The organism is Kistimonas asteriae (assembly GCF_018263925.1).
Lineage (GTDB): Bacteria > Pseudomonadota > Gammaproteobacteria > Pseudomonadales > Endozoicomonadaceae > Kistimonas > Kistimonas asteriae.
In genome coordinates, this window is record NZ_JAEVHF010000003.1 from 43,166 (window position 1) to 57,210 (window position 14,045).

The following is a 14,045-nucleotide window of genomic DNA, read 5'->3' on the forward strand; positions in this document are numbered from 1 at the left end:
TTCCGACCCGTTAGCCAGACGCTTGATCGGGAATATCGGTTAGCAATGGCCTGATGGATAATCGGGATGGCTGACAGGAAATGTCATGTAAGGAGAAAACGATGTTGCACAGAACATCGTCCAGCACGTAGTGCCGGATGGTTGTGACAGGTAACAACACAGGGGTATTCCTTTTAGCGAGTTCAATAGTCGCAATGTGGGCAAACCCTATCAACAGTAAGGTTTTATTTCCCTAATTCAGATCAATAAAACACCCGGTCAGGCCAGGAGCGGCTTGTCCGGGTCAATCACCACAAAGAAGTGTTCGCGGAATTCATCAAGGCTGATTTCAAAGATGCCATCACCCTGGTTCGCCGGTTGGCCTGGCTCCGTATGGCCCCAGGGGTTACGGATCATGACCTGATACTCACCGCTATCCTGTTCCATCCTCACCTGAAGCACCTGAAAGGCGTGGTTACCGGGAATCCCCTGTGCAATTTCCTGCCGATCACTGCGCCCCTTGCTGCCAATCATGACCGGCTGGCCATGGGGGGGATCCGGGTTAGTCTTGGCCAGTGTTGCCACCAGTTCCGCATCTGACAGCCGGGCCACATCCTTAGGGGTCGCCGTTTTCCCCGTCAGAGAAAAATAGGCTTCATGCCCTCCGCCGCCCTGGTCGATTTCCAGCAGGCCATCGGCGAGTTCCTTGGTATCAGAACGGTACGCCGCATAGGCTTTCTCATACAGCTGCACCCAGATCTCTTCCCGGCCATCCCGATCCATGTCCGGGGTATCGGCAAACATGGGTTCACCGTTTTTATCCAGGATATTAAGCGCATCGACCGGCACCCAGACCTCAGCCATTTTGCCCTCTTTATCCTGTTCGAAAAAGCGGACTTCAAACTGGTTGGCAATAGTGTCACCCGTCACAGGATGCGTACGCTCTCGAATCCCGGAGCGAATCAAATCCGGATCTTCTTGGGCGACACCCGCCAGCTGTCCGAGAAAGAAGCAATCACCAATCATCCCCTGGTGCACCGCCTCATGCGTCGGCCCCTTTTCGCCGAAGACCTCTTTACGGGTCTGGTGCATCCAGCCTCGTGCATCGCCGTCCTCATCCGCAACACCACTACTCTCATCGCTGGTGATACCCGCCTCGTCCAGTGCTTCGTATTTGTCATACAGATTGGAAAAGGCGGCCTCAAGCGGCTTGTTGGCCTGCCCCCCCAAGCCATTGAGCAGATCACTGACCCGGTTCCAGACATTCAGGGTCGCCTGCTTGTACTTACCGGCCAGTTCCCGACTGATCGTGTCTGCATTGACATTCAGCGCCGTTGTTTCCATGCCATGGGTCAGGTCGCGCTGGATCTGCCGAATAGTAGCCTTTTTTTCAGCCCTGGCGGATCGATTGTGGTCTGCCAGTAGTTGCTGTGCCTTTTCCAGTTTCGGTTTGACCACCGAATCCGCCTGGTAACGATCTGCCGCTTCCAGGCGCTGTCCCTGGAACGGATCCCGCCACTGGGGCTTCGGGGTGGTTAGCCGGTCATACTCTGCCTGCAGTTGCTTCACCACTTTGGTCAATGTGGCCGTTTTCTTGTCGAGCGTGGACAGCGTTTTTTCAGCATTATCCAGCAGCTGGGCCAGCGCCTCAGTGCTCGATGTTGCTGGCTTCCTGACCGTTGCTGGTGGTAGCTGGGTATCTGGCGCCGTTTTGGCTGCGGTTGATTGCAATAAGGCCTCCGGACGGGTATCGGGTAACACACTGCCAAGACTGATATCTTCCAGCGACTTTCCAGCAATAGCCGGGACCTTGCCCGTCAAACTGCCCGCCACCAGCGTGGCGCTCCGAATAATTTCCAGTAACTGACCCGCCTGGCGAACGCCCCCTTTCTTACGTCCAAGTGTCGCCTCAAACCAGCTTTCGGTGTTCGCCCAGGCAGATTTGCTGGCAGGTTTTTCCGTACCGCCTGCCTGGTGTTCCGGTTGTGAGGATTGGGGCTTTTCCTGAACGGGAGCCTGAGAAGGGATTCGCCGGGGAGAGTTAATGCCATCCATTGTCATCCATCCCTCAGATAAACCGCTTGCGATTACGTCCTGTGGAGCGCTTGGGAGAACGCTCCTGAGCAATAACTCTCAGGGCCGAAATCAGCTGTTCCCCCTGCTCGGCCAATGTCTGGTTCAAGGCGTCCAGCTTGTCCCGCTCCGTTTCATCCAGATCCGCCGTGAACGTGCTGGCTAATTGAGACAATGCCTGGGGGGTAAACTGGTCAGCTGGTAATGTCTCAATGGCTTCCAGGTACGCCTCCGGCAACTCGTCCATCAGTTGCTGATAGAGTGTGGCCAACTGACTCAGCGCATCATCAATGGTCTTGTCGTCCGGTTTTTCACTCTGTAACCCCATGCAGGCCGTCCTGTGGCTGTCCAGATGTCCGCCTTCGAGAATGCAGCAGAGCCTTGAAATCACTTACTTTTTAACTATAGCAGCGCGTCACACACCGCCATTGTGGTGCATCCATCAACAGGTATCGTGCCAATCCCGCTCATCACACCACAAACGATCAGCGCCGCTCCCACCTAATAGGTAGTTCTGCCTATTGTGGTAAACCCCACCCACCCAGAGACTATCGCCCTTTCATAAGGCGGTATGAGCAGTCACTGGAACTCCTCGGCCCTCATCGATGTCTGAGTCCATAGTACATAACCGCTGATTTCTCACAGTCCTGGCATCAGGTAGCCATTGCATGACACAGATTCACCTCTCCGGCGCATACCGTATTGAACACGACCTGCTCGGCGACAAGCAGGTTCCCCTGGAAGCCTACTGGGGTGTACAAACCCAGCGCGCCATGGAGAACTTCAACATCACTGGCGTGCCGATCAGCCATTACCCCAACCTGATCAAGGCGCTGGCCATGGTCAAGAAAGCCTGCGCCATGGCCAACCATGACCTCGGCCAGCTCTCCGACGAGCAGGCGGACGCCATCTGCATGGCCTGTGATGAAATCATCGATGGCAAGCACCATGAGCACTTCCCCGTGGATATGATCCAGGGCGGCGCCGGCACTTCAACCAACATGAATGCCAACGAGGTGATTGCCAACCGTGCGCTGGAGCTGATGGGTCACAAGCGGGCGGAATACCAGTACCTGCACCCCAACACCCACGTCAACATGGCGCAATCCACTAACGACGTTTACCCGACAGCCGTTCGTCTGGGTATGGTGCTCAAGCACAAGCAGCTGGTGGTTGCCGCCAAGCAGCTGAAAGCCGCGTTTGACGTCAAGTCCGAGGAGTTCAAGGATATCCTGAAGATGGGCCGTACCCAGCTGCAGGATGCCGTGCCCATGTCCATGGGCCAGGAGTTCCGTGCCTTCGCCACCACCATTGGGGAAGACATCGACCGGATCCAGAGCATGATCGACCTGCTCAAGGAAATTAACCTGGGCGGTACCGCCATCGGCACCGGCATCACCGCCGACAGCCGTTATGCGCCGCTGGCCGTCAAACACCTGTCTGACATCTGCGGCCATCAAATGATCCTGGCCACCGACCTGGTGGAAGCAACCTCTGACATGGGTGCCTTTGTCATCCTGTCCGGTGCGCTGAAGCGTCTGGCGATCAAGCTGTCCAAGATCTGCAACGACCTGCGCCTGCTGTCGTCCGGCCCGAAGTGTGGTTTCAATGAAATCAACCTGCCGGAGATGCAGCCGGGTTCATCCATCATGCCTGGCAAGGTTAATCCGGTGATTCCGGAGGCAGTCAACCAGGTGGCCTTCCACGTCATCGGTAACGACCTGACCGTGAGCATGGCTGCCGAAGCGGGTCAGCTGCAGCTGAACGTGATGGAGCCAGTCATCGTCTACAAGATCCTGCAATCCATCCAGGACCTGACCAATGCCATGACCATGCTGTCTGAAAAGTGCGTGAAAGGTATCACCGCCAATGTTGACGTCTGCCGCGCCTATATTGATAACAGCATCGGTATTGTGACAGCTCTGAACCCCTACTTGGGTTACGAGAATTCCAGCCGTATCGCCAAGACCGCACTGCTGACCGGCAGGCGGGTTGTGGATCTGGTGCTAGAAGAAGGCCTGATGGATCACGAAGAGCTGATGGAGCTGCTCAAGCCTGAGAACATGATCGCTCCCATCGACATGACGGCGAGAACGCGTAAAGCAAACTGATCATTAAACGTAAAAAAAACCGGCTTCCATGGAAGCCGGTTTTTACCCATAAACACGACAATCGTCCTTCTACTCACCCGCTGCCTGCATCAACTGCCCCACTATCGATTCACTGTACCGGCTCACCAGATAAGGCACGGTCTGATTCTGGTAATCCATCAGCTTCGGTGCAATGAAACGCCACTTTTTCTCAACTTTCGACAGTCTTGCTGACAATGCATTGGGGAGATCATTCCGGCTAAGCAGCCTATCCAGCTGCTCTGTCAAACGCTGCGCATGAACATCCACAGTATCGCCTTCCGGATAAGGTAATATGCCGGTTCGTCCATTCCAGTGTGCGGCCAGACGGGTATAACGCGTACTGATCTTTTCCATCTGAACGGCACTTTTTAACAACTCCAGCTTGAGTGCCTGATCACTCTCTTCATTGGCTGCCAGCGTTTCCAGCATCGCCAGCAATTCAGTCTGGGCAGACTCCATATCATTGATGGTATAGACCGATGTATAGCCTTCTGAAGCAATTTCATTGGACTGAATTAGAGAGATGTATCGAGACAAAACGGCGTCAAAAGATGCATCCTGATCTTCAGGCGTTTCAGTGAAAAGTGGATTCCCCTGTAGCTGGCTAACAACAATATCCAGCTGTTCCCGTGTCTGTCGGTCACCCTCAAGGAGGGTATAAAGATGGAAGTGGGTTGCCGCCCGGTAAATATCCAGCTGCGCGCGGTATACCTGTTCTTTCTGATCAGAAGTCAGGGGAACAGCATTCAGGCTGGAGGAAAACAACAGGAAAACAAACAGGACTGCAGAACAGGAGTGGCGCATGATAGAGCCCTTTAGCTTATTGTTTTTATTCTCTGACTGTGCAGTATTCCACACATTTCCCAACCATGACAACAGCACATGAACCAGAACAGGGCCTGCTTTTCTTTGACCGCGTGAAAGCTAACCTCGCCCCAAAGTAAGCACTATCCGTACAACCTCAGGTACTTGTACGACTAATTCAAATTGACCCAAGGCAATAACCTAACCGGTTAGTGGAATCAGGACAGTTTTGGCGTGTTCTACCGCAAAATATTACCTGCAAGGGATATATCAATGCGTAACAGGCTGACTCAGAGTGAAATCATTACGCTGTGTATCACACTGCTGATATCCATAGGATGTACAGTTATACTCATTGACCAGTTGACCGGCAGGGGCTTTTGATTCCCGTTGAATCATCATAGCATCGCAGCGACACTGGCCTGGTAATGAAAACACGTTTTTGCCAACAGTTTGCCGGAAGGTGAGTCTGTTTGCCGATTCGAAAGGTAGGGACTATAAGTAGCTATACATAGTGTTTCCGGGATCAAGGTGGTTGCGATGTGCACCCTTCGCAGTACGCTACACGTCCGCAGAGAAGCATGGATCTATCCCAAAGATAGGTCGATGCACGCCATTAAACAGCCATGTGCATTCTCCCACTGAAATCATTATGTAGTTACTGGTGACGTGAAATTCCACTCGGGACGTTGCCTGCAAGCTTCAGTCTGGTTTATCGGTATCACGAAGATGTTAAACGTGCATGCTGAAAACAAAGTCACGCTCCCTGCAAGTTATTCGATATATCATTCAAGCCTGTTAGCAATAGTGGAGTAATCATGCAACAGCAACAACAAGAGCCCACAGTATTTATCATTGACGATGATGAAGCGGTTCGGGATTCGCTCAAGATGCTGATGAATTCCGTTGGCCAGAAAGTCCAGGTTTTCGCCTCACCGGCCGAGTTTCTGGAAGCCTACGATGAAAACCATCCTGGCTGTATCGTGCTGGATATCCGCATGCCGGGCATGAGCGGACTGGAGTTGCAGAGCAAACTGAACGACATGCACTGTATCCTCCCGATTATCTTTATCACCGGCCATGGTGATGTACCGATGGCAGTACAGGCAATCAAGGATGGCGCGATGAACTTCATCCAGAAGCCTTTCCGCGATCAGGAGCTGCTCGACTATATCAACGACGCACTGAAGCTGGATGCCCAGCAGCGCGCCGAACTGCTGGAGCACAAGGAAATTCTGCGCCGACTGTCCACCTTGACCGAAAGAGAGCGTGAGGTCCTGCACCACGTTGTCGAGGGCAAGGCCAACAAGGTGATCGCGGCTGACATCAACCTGAGCCAGCGAACTGTGGAAATCCACCGCTCCCGTGTGATGGAAAAAATGGGGACCAAATCCCTTGCCCACCTGGTTCGTCAGGTGATGCAGGTGAAAGAACACCTCAAGGATGAATTCAAATTCAAGTGATCCGTCACTGAATTCACCACACAGCAATGGGATACCCACTCAACCGTGATATCCCATTGCCACATCCTACCCCAGAGACTGAGAACGAAGCCCGCGTTCGCCAAAAGCCTACTTCCGACGATAAAAACAACTTGCTCATTGTCGTATACATCCTCCTTTCACACACAACCTGTCGACCGCACACGCAACCGTAGGTGTTACTCACAGGGGGCTGGGTAAAAGCAACAATGGCTGCCCTGACACCTCAATTCTATGATTATCAGGCTGGTACAGATCATCTGAAACCAGCGTACACCAGCCAAAGAGATCAAGAACCACCTGGCTGCCCCCGATCGCTCCATACCTGCATAAAATGCCTGATGGACGAAGGCGGCCTCTGTATCTGATAAGACAGGGTCAGCTATGCGTACTGCGAAACGGAACACAGTTTACCTTCTGGAAGAAGACACCGCTGTCAGGGATACAGTAAACAGCCTGTGCACATCTCGACAGCTCCAGATGCAGCATTTCACCTGCGCGCAACAACTGATTGCGCAACTGGATGAGAATCAACCCGCCTTTCTGATTACGGCTTACGAGGTGAGCGATATGCTCGTGACCGATCTGTTGGCCGAGATTCAACAGCGGGAGCCTTCACTGCCCGTAATCGTGCTCGGGGAACACAGCAATGTCAGTAGCGCCGTAGAATCCATTCGTGCAGGCGCCCTGGACTACATTGAAAAACCGGTTTATTCGGGTCGACTGGTGGAGCATTTCAACATGCTTGTCACAGAATCCTCTCACACCGAATCATAATGTCTCGCATGAAGAACTAAAGTCCGGACTGAAGCTGATCAACATAGGCTATCAGTTCGGAAAGTACCGCTTTCTTCCCCTCATCGACGTCAGCCTTCAACGCATCAATCCGCTCATAACATTGTTCGAGCGTGATGCTTCCCCCACCACTGCTATCGAGCAAACGCTGACGCCGGAATGCCTGCCACTCGGAGGCTTCATCATCAACCAGTGTTTCAGGCCAATTCCGGGCCCGGTAACGAAACAGCATTTCATCCAGCCGCGCATCAGTAAAGGATAATTTTAAGGTGCCCAACTGGTCAGGCGGCGTCATCCGCACCTGCTGAATCCGTTCACGGTCACCCGGACTAAAAAAGCCACCGCTATAGAGCATATGATCCGGATCAGTATGCGGCTCAAACGAATGCCCGGACAACACCTGACCTACCTTTGTCACAAAGGCATTAAACCGGCTTTGGTCTGAAAACAGACGCTGATGATGTAACTCACAGCCAGACTGATCAATCGAGAGACGCTCTTTATCCTCTTCACGCAATACTTTCCACGGAACCACCACTGGCGCCTTGTTAAGGTGCACTGTTTTTATGGGTATACGAGCAAGCCCCTCTTCATGCAGTTGATCCGTTGCGGTATAGAGACGATGTCTGATCTCATCAACAGTGAGATCCAGAAAAGGTTCAGGATCAACACTTAAATCATAAACAACAACACCATTCTTGTTGGTCGGATGGGCGACAATCGGCACAACAATACCCAGGCAATGGCGTGCCGATGAATAGCGCCCAGAAATATGAACAACGGGTTTCCGTGCATGAATATCCAGCAGCTTTGCTGCCTGATATTTCTGACGATTAAACAACGCGTAATTAAAGAGTTTTTCCTGCTTTTCCCGCAGCAAGCGCGCCATGGCGATTGTCGCCCGCACATCGGACACCGCATTATGGGCATCCGCATGACTGATTCCGTTAGCCACCGTCAGCTCTTCGAGCCGGAAATTGACAGCGCCATCTTCACGCCTGGGCCACTGAATGCCCTCCGGGCGCAAGGCCGCACACAACCTGACAACATCAATCAGATCCCAGCGGCTGCAACCGTTCTGCCACTCACGGGCATAAGGATCCATGAAATTACGGTACAGACTGTAGCGGGTCACCTCATCATCAAAACGCAGTGTGTTATACCCCAGCACACAGGTATTTGGCTGACTGAACTCCTGGTTGATACGGGCAATGAAATCGGCTTCACAGATTCCCCGCGCATTCACCCTCTGCGGGGTCAGCCCCGTGACCAGGCAGGCCTCCGGGTTTGGCACCTGATCATCCGGCAACCGGGCAAACAGTTCGAGCGGTTCACCGATTTCATTGAAATCCGCATCGGTACGAATACCGGCAAACTGGGCAGGCCAGTCTCGCGCCGGATCCGTGCCAAACGTTTCATAGTCGTACCAGTAAAAAGTCTGCGTCACTGAAACTTCCCATTTCATCTAGAACTGATGAAAGAGTAACAGCTGACGTATTCGCTCGTTAGTGACTTTAAGGGAATGATGAAAAAAAACCTGATGCGAGACTGCCTGCATCAGGTCTGAAAGGAGAAGTAGAACTGCAATGCCTTGACCAACTGCTCAAAGCCTTCACTACGCTCAATGATCGTGTAACCGGAATCATAACAGTCCGGGGTGATATCCCTGTGACACCACTGACAACGGGCATCAAAATCGATGACCGTATAACCTCCCAGCGGTTCCGGCAGCTGAATGCGCATCGAATAGACGCCACCCAACTCCATCATCCAGGGCGTGATCAACATCAGGCCATTACGGCTGATATTGCCGATATACCCGATCTGCATGTCATTACAGCGGTTATACACCACCAGATACTCGGCTAGACGCTCACTGCATATCCGGTGACTATTTTCACTGATAGCCTTCCTTGCCATGCCTGTACTTCCATCAAGACCCAGCAGAATACTGCACCCCGATGACATCACTGCGCATCGAGGTTTTCTGTGATCCCTGTTCTCATCCCCCACTGCCCCCGGCAGCTCAAACAAGAAAAGAGTATCGACTGCAGCATGACGTTCTTTCAAACCGGACAAGCCGGTTAACAGCCTGATTCATTACCCTGAAAAAACGCTGGTAAAAACCATTGCCGTCATAGAAAGCGTAGCTCTGCCACCAACAGACATTTAAACCGCTTTTTACTAGATGCCAGACCACTTAATTCCTTTAACTGACAAGCAATCAGGAATAGCTATAAAAGAGAATCCATTCATTAAGGCTATCAACGCAGTGTCGTTTTTCTGTCATCCCCCTGCCACATGATTTACCGCTACGCGTTTCATGGTATGCTTTCGACGCAGATAACCACACAACAACAATAAGACAATGGTTCATGGAGTGTCGAAAATGCGTCACGGGAGAAGCCTGTCGGGTCTCATTTTAATCCTGCTCACCGTTAGCAGCCTGCCCGGATGCGCCCCCAGTACGCCGCTCTTTGTCGCCAATGTCGGCACCCGGGAACTGGCACGCCACGAAGACCAGCGATTAAAAGTTGCCCAGGCGATCATTGATGAGGAAGGCGACCTGTTCACCTATTCGGTCGACGCCATTATCAATGGCCAGTCAGCGGCGGCGGAGAAAACCTATCTCAACGGCTACACCCATATTGGCTTCAGCAATCAAATAAAAGCCATCGCCCTTTACCAGGTCGCCCTCATTTACAAAAGCAGTTATAACCGGGAACGAAACTACCCACTTTCTCTGAATTATCTCTACCGCATTGTGAACGAATTCCCGGAAACCCGGGCTGCTGACTATGCGCGCCCGAAAATCATTGAAGTGGAAAATCTCATCGAGAATCCGGTGAAATTCACACCTGACGAAAAACTGGCGGATTGGGAGCAAATCAAACGGATACCGGATCCACGCTACGCGAAGCTGGATCAAGCCATGAATGCACTATCACAGCGGGCTGTCGTCAAAAACAGAACCGATGAAGTGATTGAGCTCTATACACTGGTCTACCGGGAACGGGGGATGCCAACATCGCTCAGAGCTGACGCCCTGCTACAGATTGCTCTTATATATAACAGCCAACCTCAGAATGCGGAAAAGCGCGAGCAGACACTGGCGGCGTTCCGAAAGGTTTCACGGGAATTTCCCGGCACCAGCTACCAGAAAACCGCCGACCAACACCTGGATATTCTTCTGAATCAACAGGACAGCTGATGAACCGCCCGGGCAATAGTAACGACATTGCCCGGCATTCTGTCAGCTATAAATGACGTTGACCTGTTCCTTGCCAAATTGATCTTTCAGCATTTGCACCAGTTCATCGCTGGGGCTCACCTGCCACTGGTCGCCCAGGCGAACCCGGGCTCGGGCATCGGAACCCTCATACTGCACACTGACCGGTGTCTGGCCGGAATGGTCACCAAAGAGCTGCTGAAGGCGTCGTTCGAAACCGGCAGTGCAACTGGCATAATCCAGCACAATCTCCAGCTCGTTGGCATAGTGCGAGCGAGCGTCCACCAGGCTGAGTACATTTCTCACAACCGCTTTCAGTGCCCCTGAGTAATCATCAAAACTGACCTCGGCTTCAACGACAATGAGCGTATCCTTAATCAGCAAATGCTGGAACTTGTTGAAAGTGTCAGCAAAGACCGAGACCTCAATCCGTCCGCTGCGATCATCCAGGGTAATAAAGCCCATCTTATCGCCCCGCTTGTTCTTCATGACACGCAGGGCAACAATAAGACCGGCAATATTCACTTTATCCCTGCCGGGCTGAAGATCCACGACCCGGTTACGGACAAAGTGTCGTATTTCTTTCTCATACTCATCAATCGGGTGCCCGGTCAGGTACAACCCCAGTGTATCCTTTTCACCACGCAACCGTTCCTTGTCGGCCCACTCCCTGACACGACCATAGTTGCCATAAGCATCCGTATCTTCTTCCGGCACTAGCCCTCCGAACAAGTCACCGAGACCACTGTCGAGACTTCGTGCCGACTGCTCAGCAGCCTTGACGGCCTCTTCCATGCTCGCATCCAGCACTGCACGATTGAGGTTGAGCTGCTTCTTCTTGCCGGGATACGGCCCCTGCATATCCAGCGCACCGGAACGGATTAACGCTTCAAGGCAACGCTTGTTCACTTTCTTGCTGTCGATACGCTGGCAGAAATCAAAGATATCCTTGAACGGACCACCCTGACTGCGCGCATCCACAATAGCCGCAATAGGTCCCTCACCAACCCCCTTGATCGCACCCAGCCCATAAACAATGTTGCCATCGTCGTTGACACCAAACATATAGCTGCCGCTGTTAACATTCGGAGGTAACACCGTCAGCCCCATATTTCGGCATTCTTCGATGAACGTGACCACCTTGTCGGTATTCTGCATATCCGACGACATAACCGCCGCCATGAATTCCGCAGGATAATGGGTTTTCAACCAAAGCGTCTGGTAAGACACCAGGGCGTAGGCGGCAGAGTGCGATTTGTTGAAACCATAACCGGCAAACTTTTCCACCAGGTCGAAGATTTTCATCGCCAGCTCAGGATCAACCCCTTTACCCTTGGCGCCATCCTGGAAAACTGAACGCTGCTTGGCCATTTCCTCCGGTTTCTTCTTACCCATGGCACGACGCAGCATATCCGCACCACCCAGCGTATACCCCGCCAACTCCTGGGCGATCTGCATGACCTGCTCCTGGTACAGGATAATGCCGTAGGTCGGCTGCAGGATGGGCTTGAGCCATTCATGCTGATACTGGGCATCCGGATAGGACAATTCTTCCCGGCCGTGCTTACGGTTAATGAAGTTGTCCACCATGCCTGACTGCAAAGGTCCCGGACGGAACAATGCAACCAGTGCGATGATATCTTCAAAACAGTCAGGCTGAAGGCGCTTGATGAGATCTTTCATCCCCCGGGATTCAAGCTGGAAGACCGCTGTCGTCTCCGCCTTCTTCAGCAGCGTGTACGAAGCACTGTCTTCCAGATCGATCTGCATGATATCGACGGGAGGCTGCCCCTGTTTCTCCAGGCGCGGATTGATCATTTTCAGCGCCCAGTCGACAATCGTCAGTGTTCGCAGTCCTAGAAAGTCGAACTTAACCAGACCCGCTGTTTCAACATCATTTTTGTCATACTGAGTGACAAGACCCTGGCCACTTTCATCACAGTAAAGCGGCGAAAAATCCGTCAATCGGGTCGGCGCAATGACGACACCACCGGCATGCTTACCCACATTACGGGTAATCCCTTCCAGCTTGAGCGCCATCTCCCAGACTTCCTGGGCATCTTCGTCATTCTCAAGAAATTCGCGTAGCCCTTCTTCCTGGTCATAGGCTTTTTTCAGCGTCATGCCCACTTCAAAGGGAATCATCTTGGACAGGCGATCCGCCATACCATAGGACTTGCCTTGCACCCGGGCCACATCCTTGACCACCGCCTTGGCCGCCATGGTACCGAAGGTAATGATCTGGGAGACCGCATCACGACCGTAAGTACGCGACACATAGTCGATCACCTTGTCCCGGTTATCCATGCAGAAGTCGACGTCAAAGTCAGGCATGGAAACCCGTTCCGGATTCAGGAACCGCTCGAACAGCAGGTCATATTCCAGCGGATCCAGGTCGGTGATTTTCTGGGCATAGGCGACCAGCGAGCCGGCACCGGAACCCCGACCAGGGCCTACAGGAATACCGTTATTCTTGGACCACTGGATAAAGTCCATAACGATCAGGAAATAACCGGGGAATCCCATCTGCAGGATAATATCCAGTTCGAAATTCAGGCGATCATAGTACGCCTGCCGTTTCGACGCATAGTCCGGATCATTTTTATCGAGAATAGTGTCGAGACGCTCTTCCAACCCCTGGGCAGAAAACTCACGGAAAAACTCATCCATGGTCTTTCCTTCAGGAATCGGATATTCCGGAAGGTGGTAAGTACCCAATGGCACATGCACACTACAGCGCTTGGCAATCTCAACCGTATTGGCGATAGCTTCAGGAATATCGGAAAAGAGCTCAAGCATCTCTTCAGGTGTTTTGAAGTATTGCTCTTCGCTGTAGGGCCGGGGACGCCGGGGATCATCCAGCACGCGACTCTCACCAATACAGAACCGGGCTTCGTGGGCGTCAAAGTCATCCCGATCCATGAACATCACATCATTGGTGGCCACCACCGCACACTGGCAACGCGACGCCAGCTCAACGGCCGCATGCAAGTAAGACTCATCACCTGGACGCCCCGTGCGCTGGAGCTCCAGATAAAAACGATCCCCAAAAACAGACTGCCATTCGCTCAACAACTGTTCCGCTTCCTCCGGATGACCTGCCAGCAACTTCTGGCCAATTTCACCCTGACTTCCCCCCGAGAGTGCAATCAGGCCCTCAGATTTATCCAACACCCACTGTCGTTTTACCAGGGCCTTACCCTGGTGCTGATTGGTCTGATAGCTCTGCGCCACAATTTCCATCAGGTTGCGGTAACCCTGCTCATTCATACATAGCAGAATCAGATGGGTTGGCGGCTCCGTAGGATCGACATTTTCCAGCCAGACATCGCAACCGCAAATCGGCTTAATGCCAGCCCCTTGGGTAGACTGGTAAAAGCGGACCAGTGAGCACATATTGGACTGATCCGTCACCGCTACCGCCGCCATACCCCGCTCAGCGACAGCACCGATCAGGGGCTTGATCCGGACAAGGCCATCAACCAGGGAAAATTCAGAATGCAGACGAAGATGAACGAACTGGGTTGTCATGAAACACAGGCTCGGGGATGA

10 protein-coding genes are annotated in these 14,045 nt (G+C 52.7%); 4 read left to right on the plus strand and 6 right to left on the minus strand.

Features of this window, described 5'->3' with window-relative positions:
• Window positions 1-258: 258 nt before the first annotated feature.
• Window positions 259-2,034 (minus strand): C2 family cysteine protease, encoded by a 1,776-nt coding sequence (locus tag KHS78_RS04605; RefSeq protein ID WP_211825591.1) that lies wholly within the window; start codon window positions 2,032-2,034, stop codon window positions 259-261.
• Window positions 2,035-2,047: 13 nt separating this feature from the next.
• The gene (locus KHS78_RS04610) at window positions 2,048-2,380 is read right to left on the minus strand and encodes a hypothetical protein (RefSeq protein ID WP_211825593.1); all 333 of its coding nucleotides are present in this window, start codon (window positions 2,378-2,380) and stop codon (window positions 2,048-2,050) included.
• Window positions 2,381-2,720: 340 nt separating this feature from the next.
• Here KHS78_RS04610 and aspA point away from each other — a divergent pair, with 340 nt between their 5' ends.
• Window positions 2,721-4,163, plus strand: a complete 1,443-nt coding sequence (aspA, locus tag KHS78_RS04615) for an aspartate ammonia-lyase (protein WP_211825595.1) — start codon at window positions 2,721-2,723, stop codon at window positions 4,161-4,163.
• Between the two features lie 69 nt (window positions 4,164-4,232).
• Here the strand turns inward: aspA and KHS78_RS04620 are convergent, their stop codons facing one another.
• A complete protein-coding gene (locus tag KHS78_RS04620) occupies window positions 4,233-4,988 on the minus strand; it encodes a hypothetical protein (protein ID WP_211825597.1) in 756 nt (251 codons plus the stop codon).
• Between the two features lie 818 nt (window positions 4,989-5,806).
• Here KHS78_RS04620 and KHS78_RS04625 point away from each other — a divergent pair.
• Window positions 5,807-6,451: a response regulator transcription factor gene (locus KHS78_RS04625; RefSeq protein ID WP_211825598.1), complete on the plus strand. Its 645-nt coding sequence runs from the start codon at window positions 5,807-5,809 to the stop codon at window positions 6,449-6,451.
• A 402-nt stretch (window positions 6,452-6,853) separates the two neighbouring features.
• Complete coding sequence (locus KHS78_RS04630; RefSeq protein ID WP_211825600.1) at window positions 6,854-7,246, plus strand: response regulator; 393 nt, start codon at window positions 6,854-6,856, stop codon at window positions 7,244-7,246.
• 16 nt (window positions 7,247-7,262) lie between these two features.
• Here the strand turns inward: KHS78_RS04630 and sbcB are convergent, their stop codons facing one another.
• Both sbcB and KHS78_RS04640 read right to left on the minus strand, forming a co-directional pair.
• Window positions 7,263-8,711 carry an exodeoxyribonuclease I gene (gene sbcB / locus KHS78_RS04635; protein WP_343216867.1) on the minus strand — a complete coding sequence of 483 codons (1,449 nt, stop codon included), beginning with the start codon at window positions 8,709-8,711 and terminating at the stop codon, window positions 7,263-7,265.
• 110 nt (window positions 8,712-8,821) lie between these two features.
• Window positions 8,822-9,184, minus strand: a complete 363-nt coding sequence (locus tag KHS78_RS04640) for a PilZ domain-containing protein (RefSeq protein WP_211825604.1) — start codon at window positions 9,182-9,184, stop codon at window positions 8,822-8,824.
• 469 nt (window positions 9,185-9,653) lie between these two features.
• On the opposite strand from KHS78_RS04640, the gene KHS78_RS04645 reads away from it, so the two are divergent.
• Window positions 9,654-10,475: a tetratricopeptide repeat protein gene (locus tag KHS78_RS04645; protein ID WP_211825606.1), complete on the plus strand. Its 822-nt coding sequence runs from the start codon at window positions 9,654-9,656 to the stop codon at window positions 10,473-10,475.
• Between the two features lie 42 nt (window positions 10,476-10,517).
• Here KHS78_RS04645 and dnaE read toward each other — a convergent pair whose 3' ends face one another.
• Window positions 10,518-14,024: a DNA polymerase III subunit alpha gene (dnaE, locus tag KHS78_RS04650; RefSeq protein ID WP_211825608.1), complete on the minus strand. Its 3,507-nt coding sequence runs from the start codon at window positions 14,022-14,024 to the stop codon at window positions 10,518-10,520.
• Window positions 14,025-14,045: the final 21 nt, after the last annotated feature.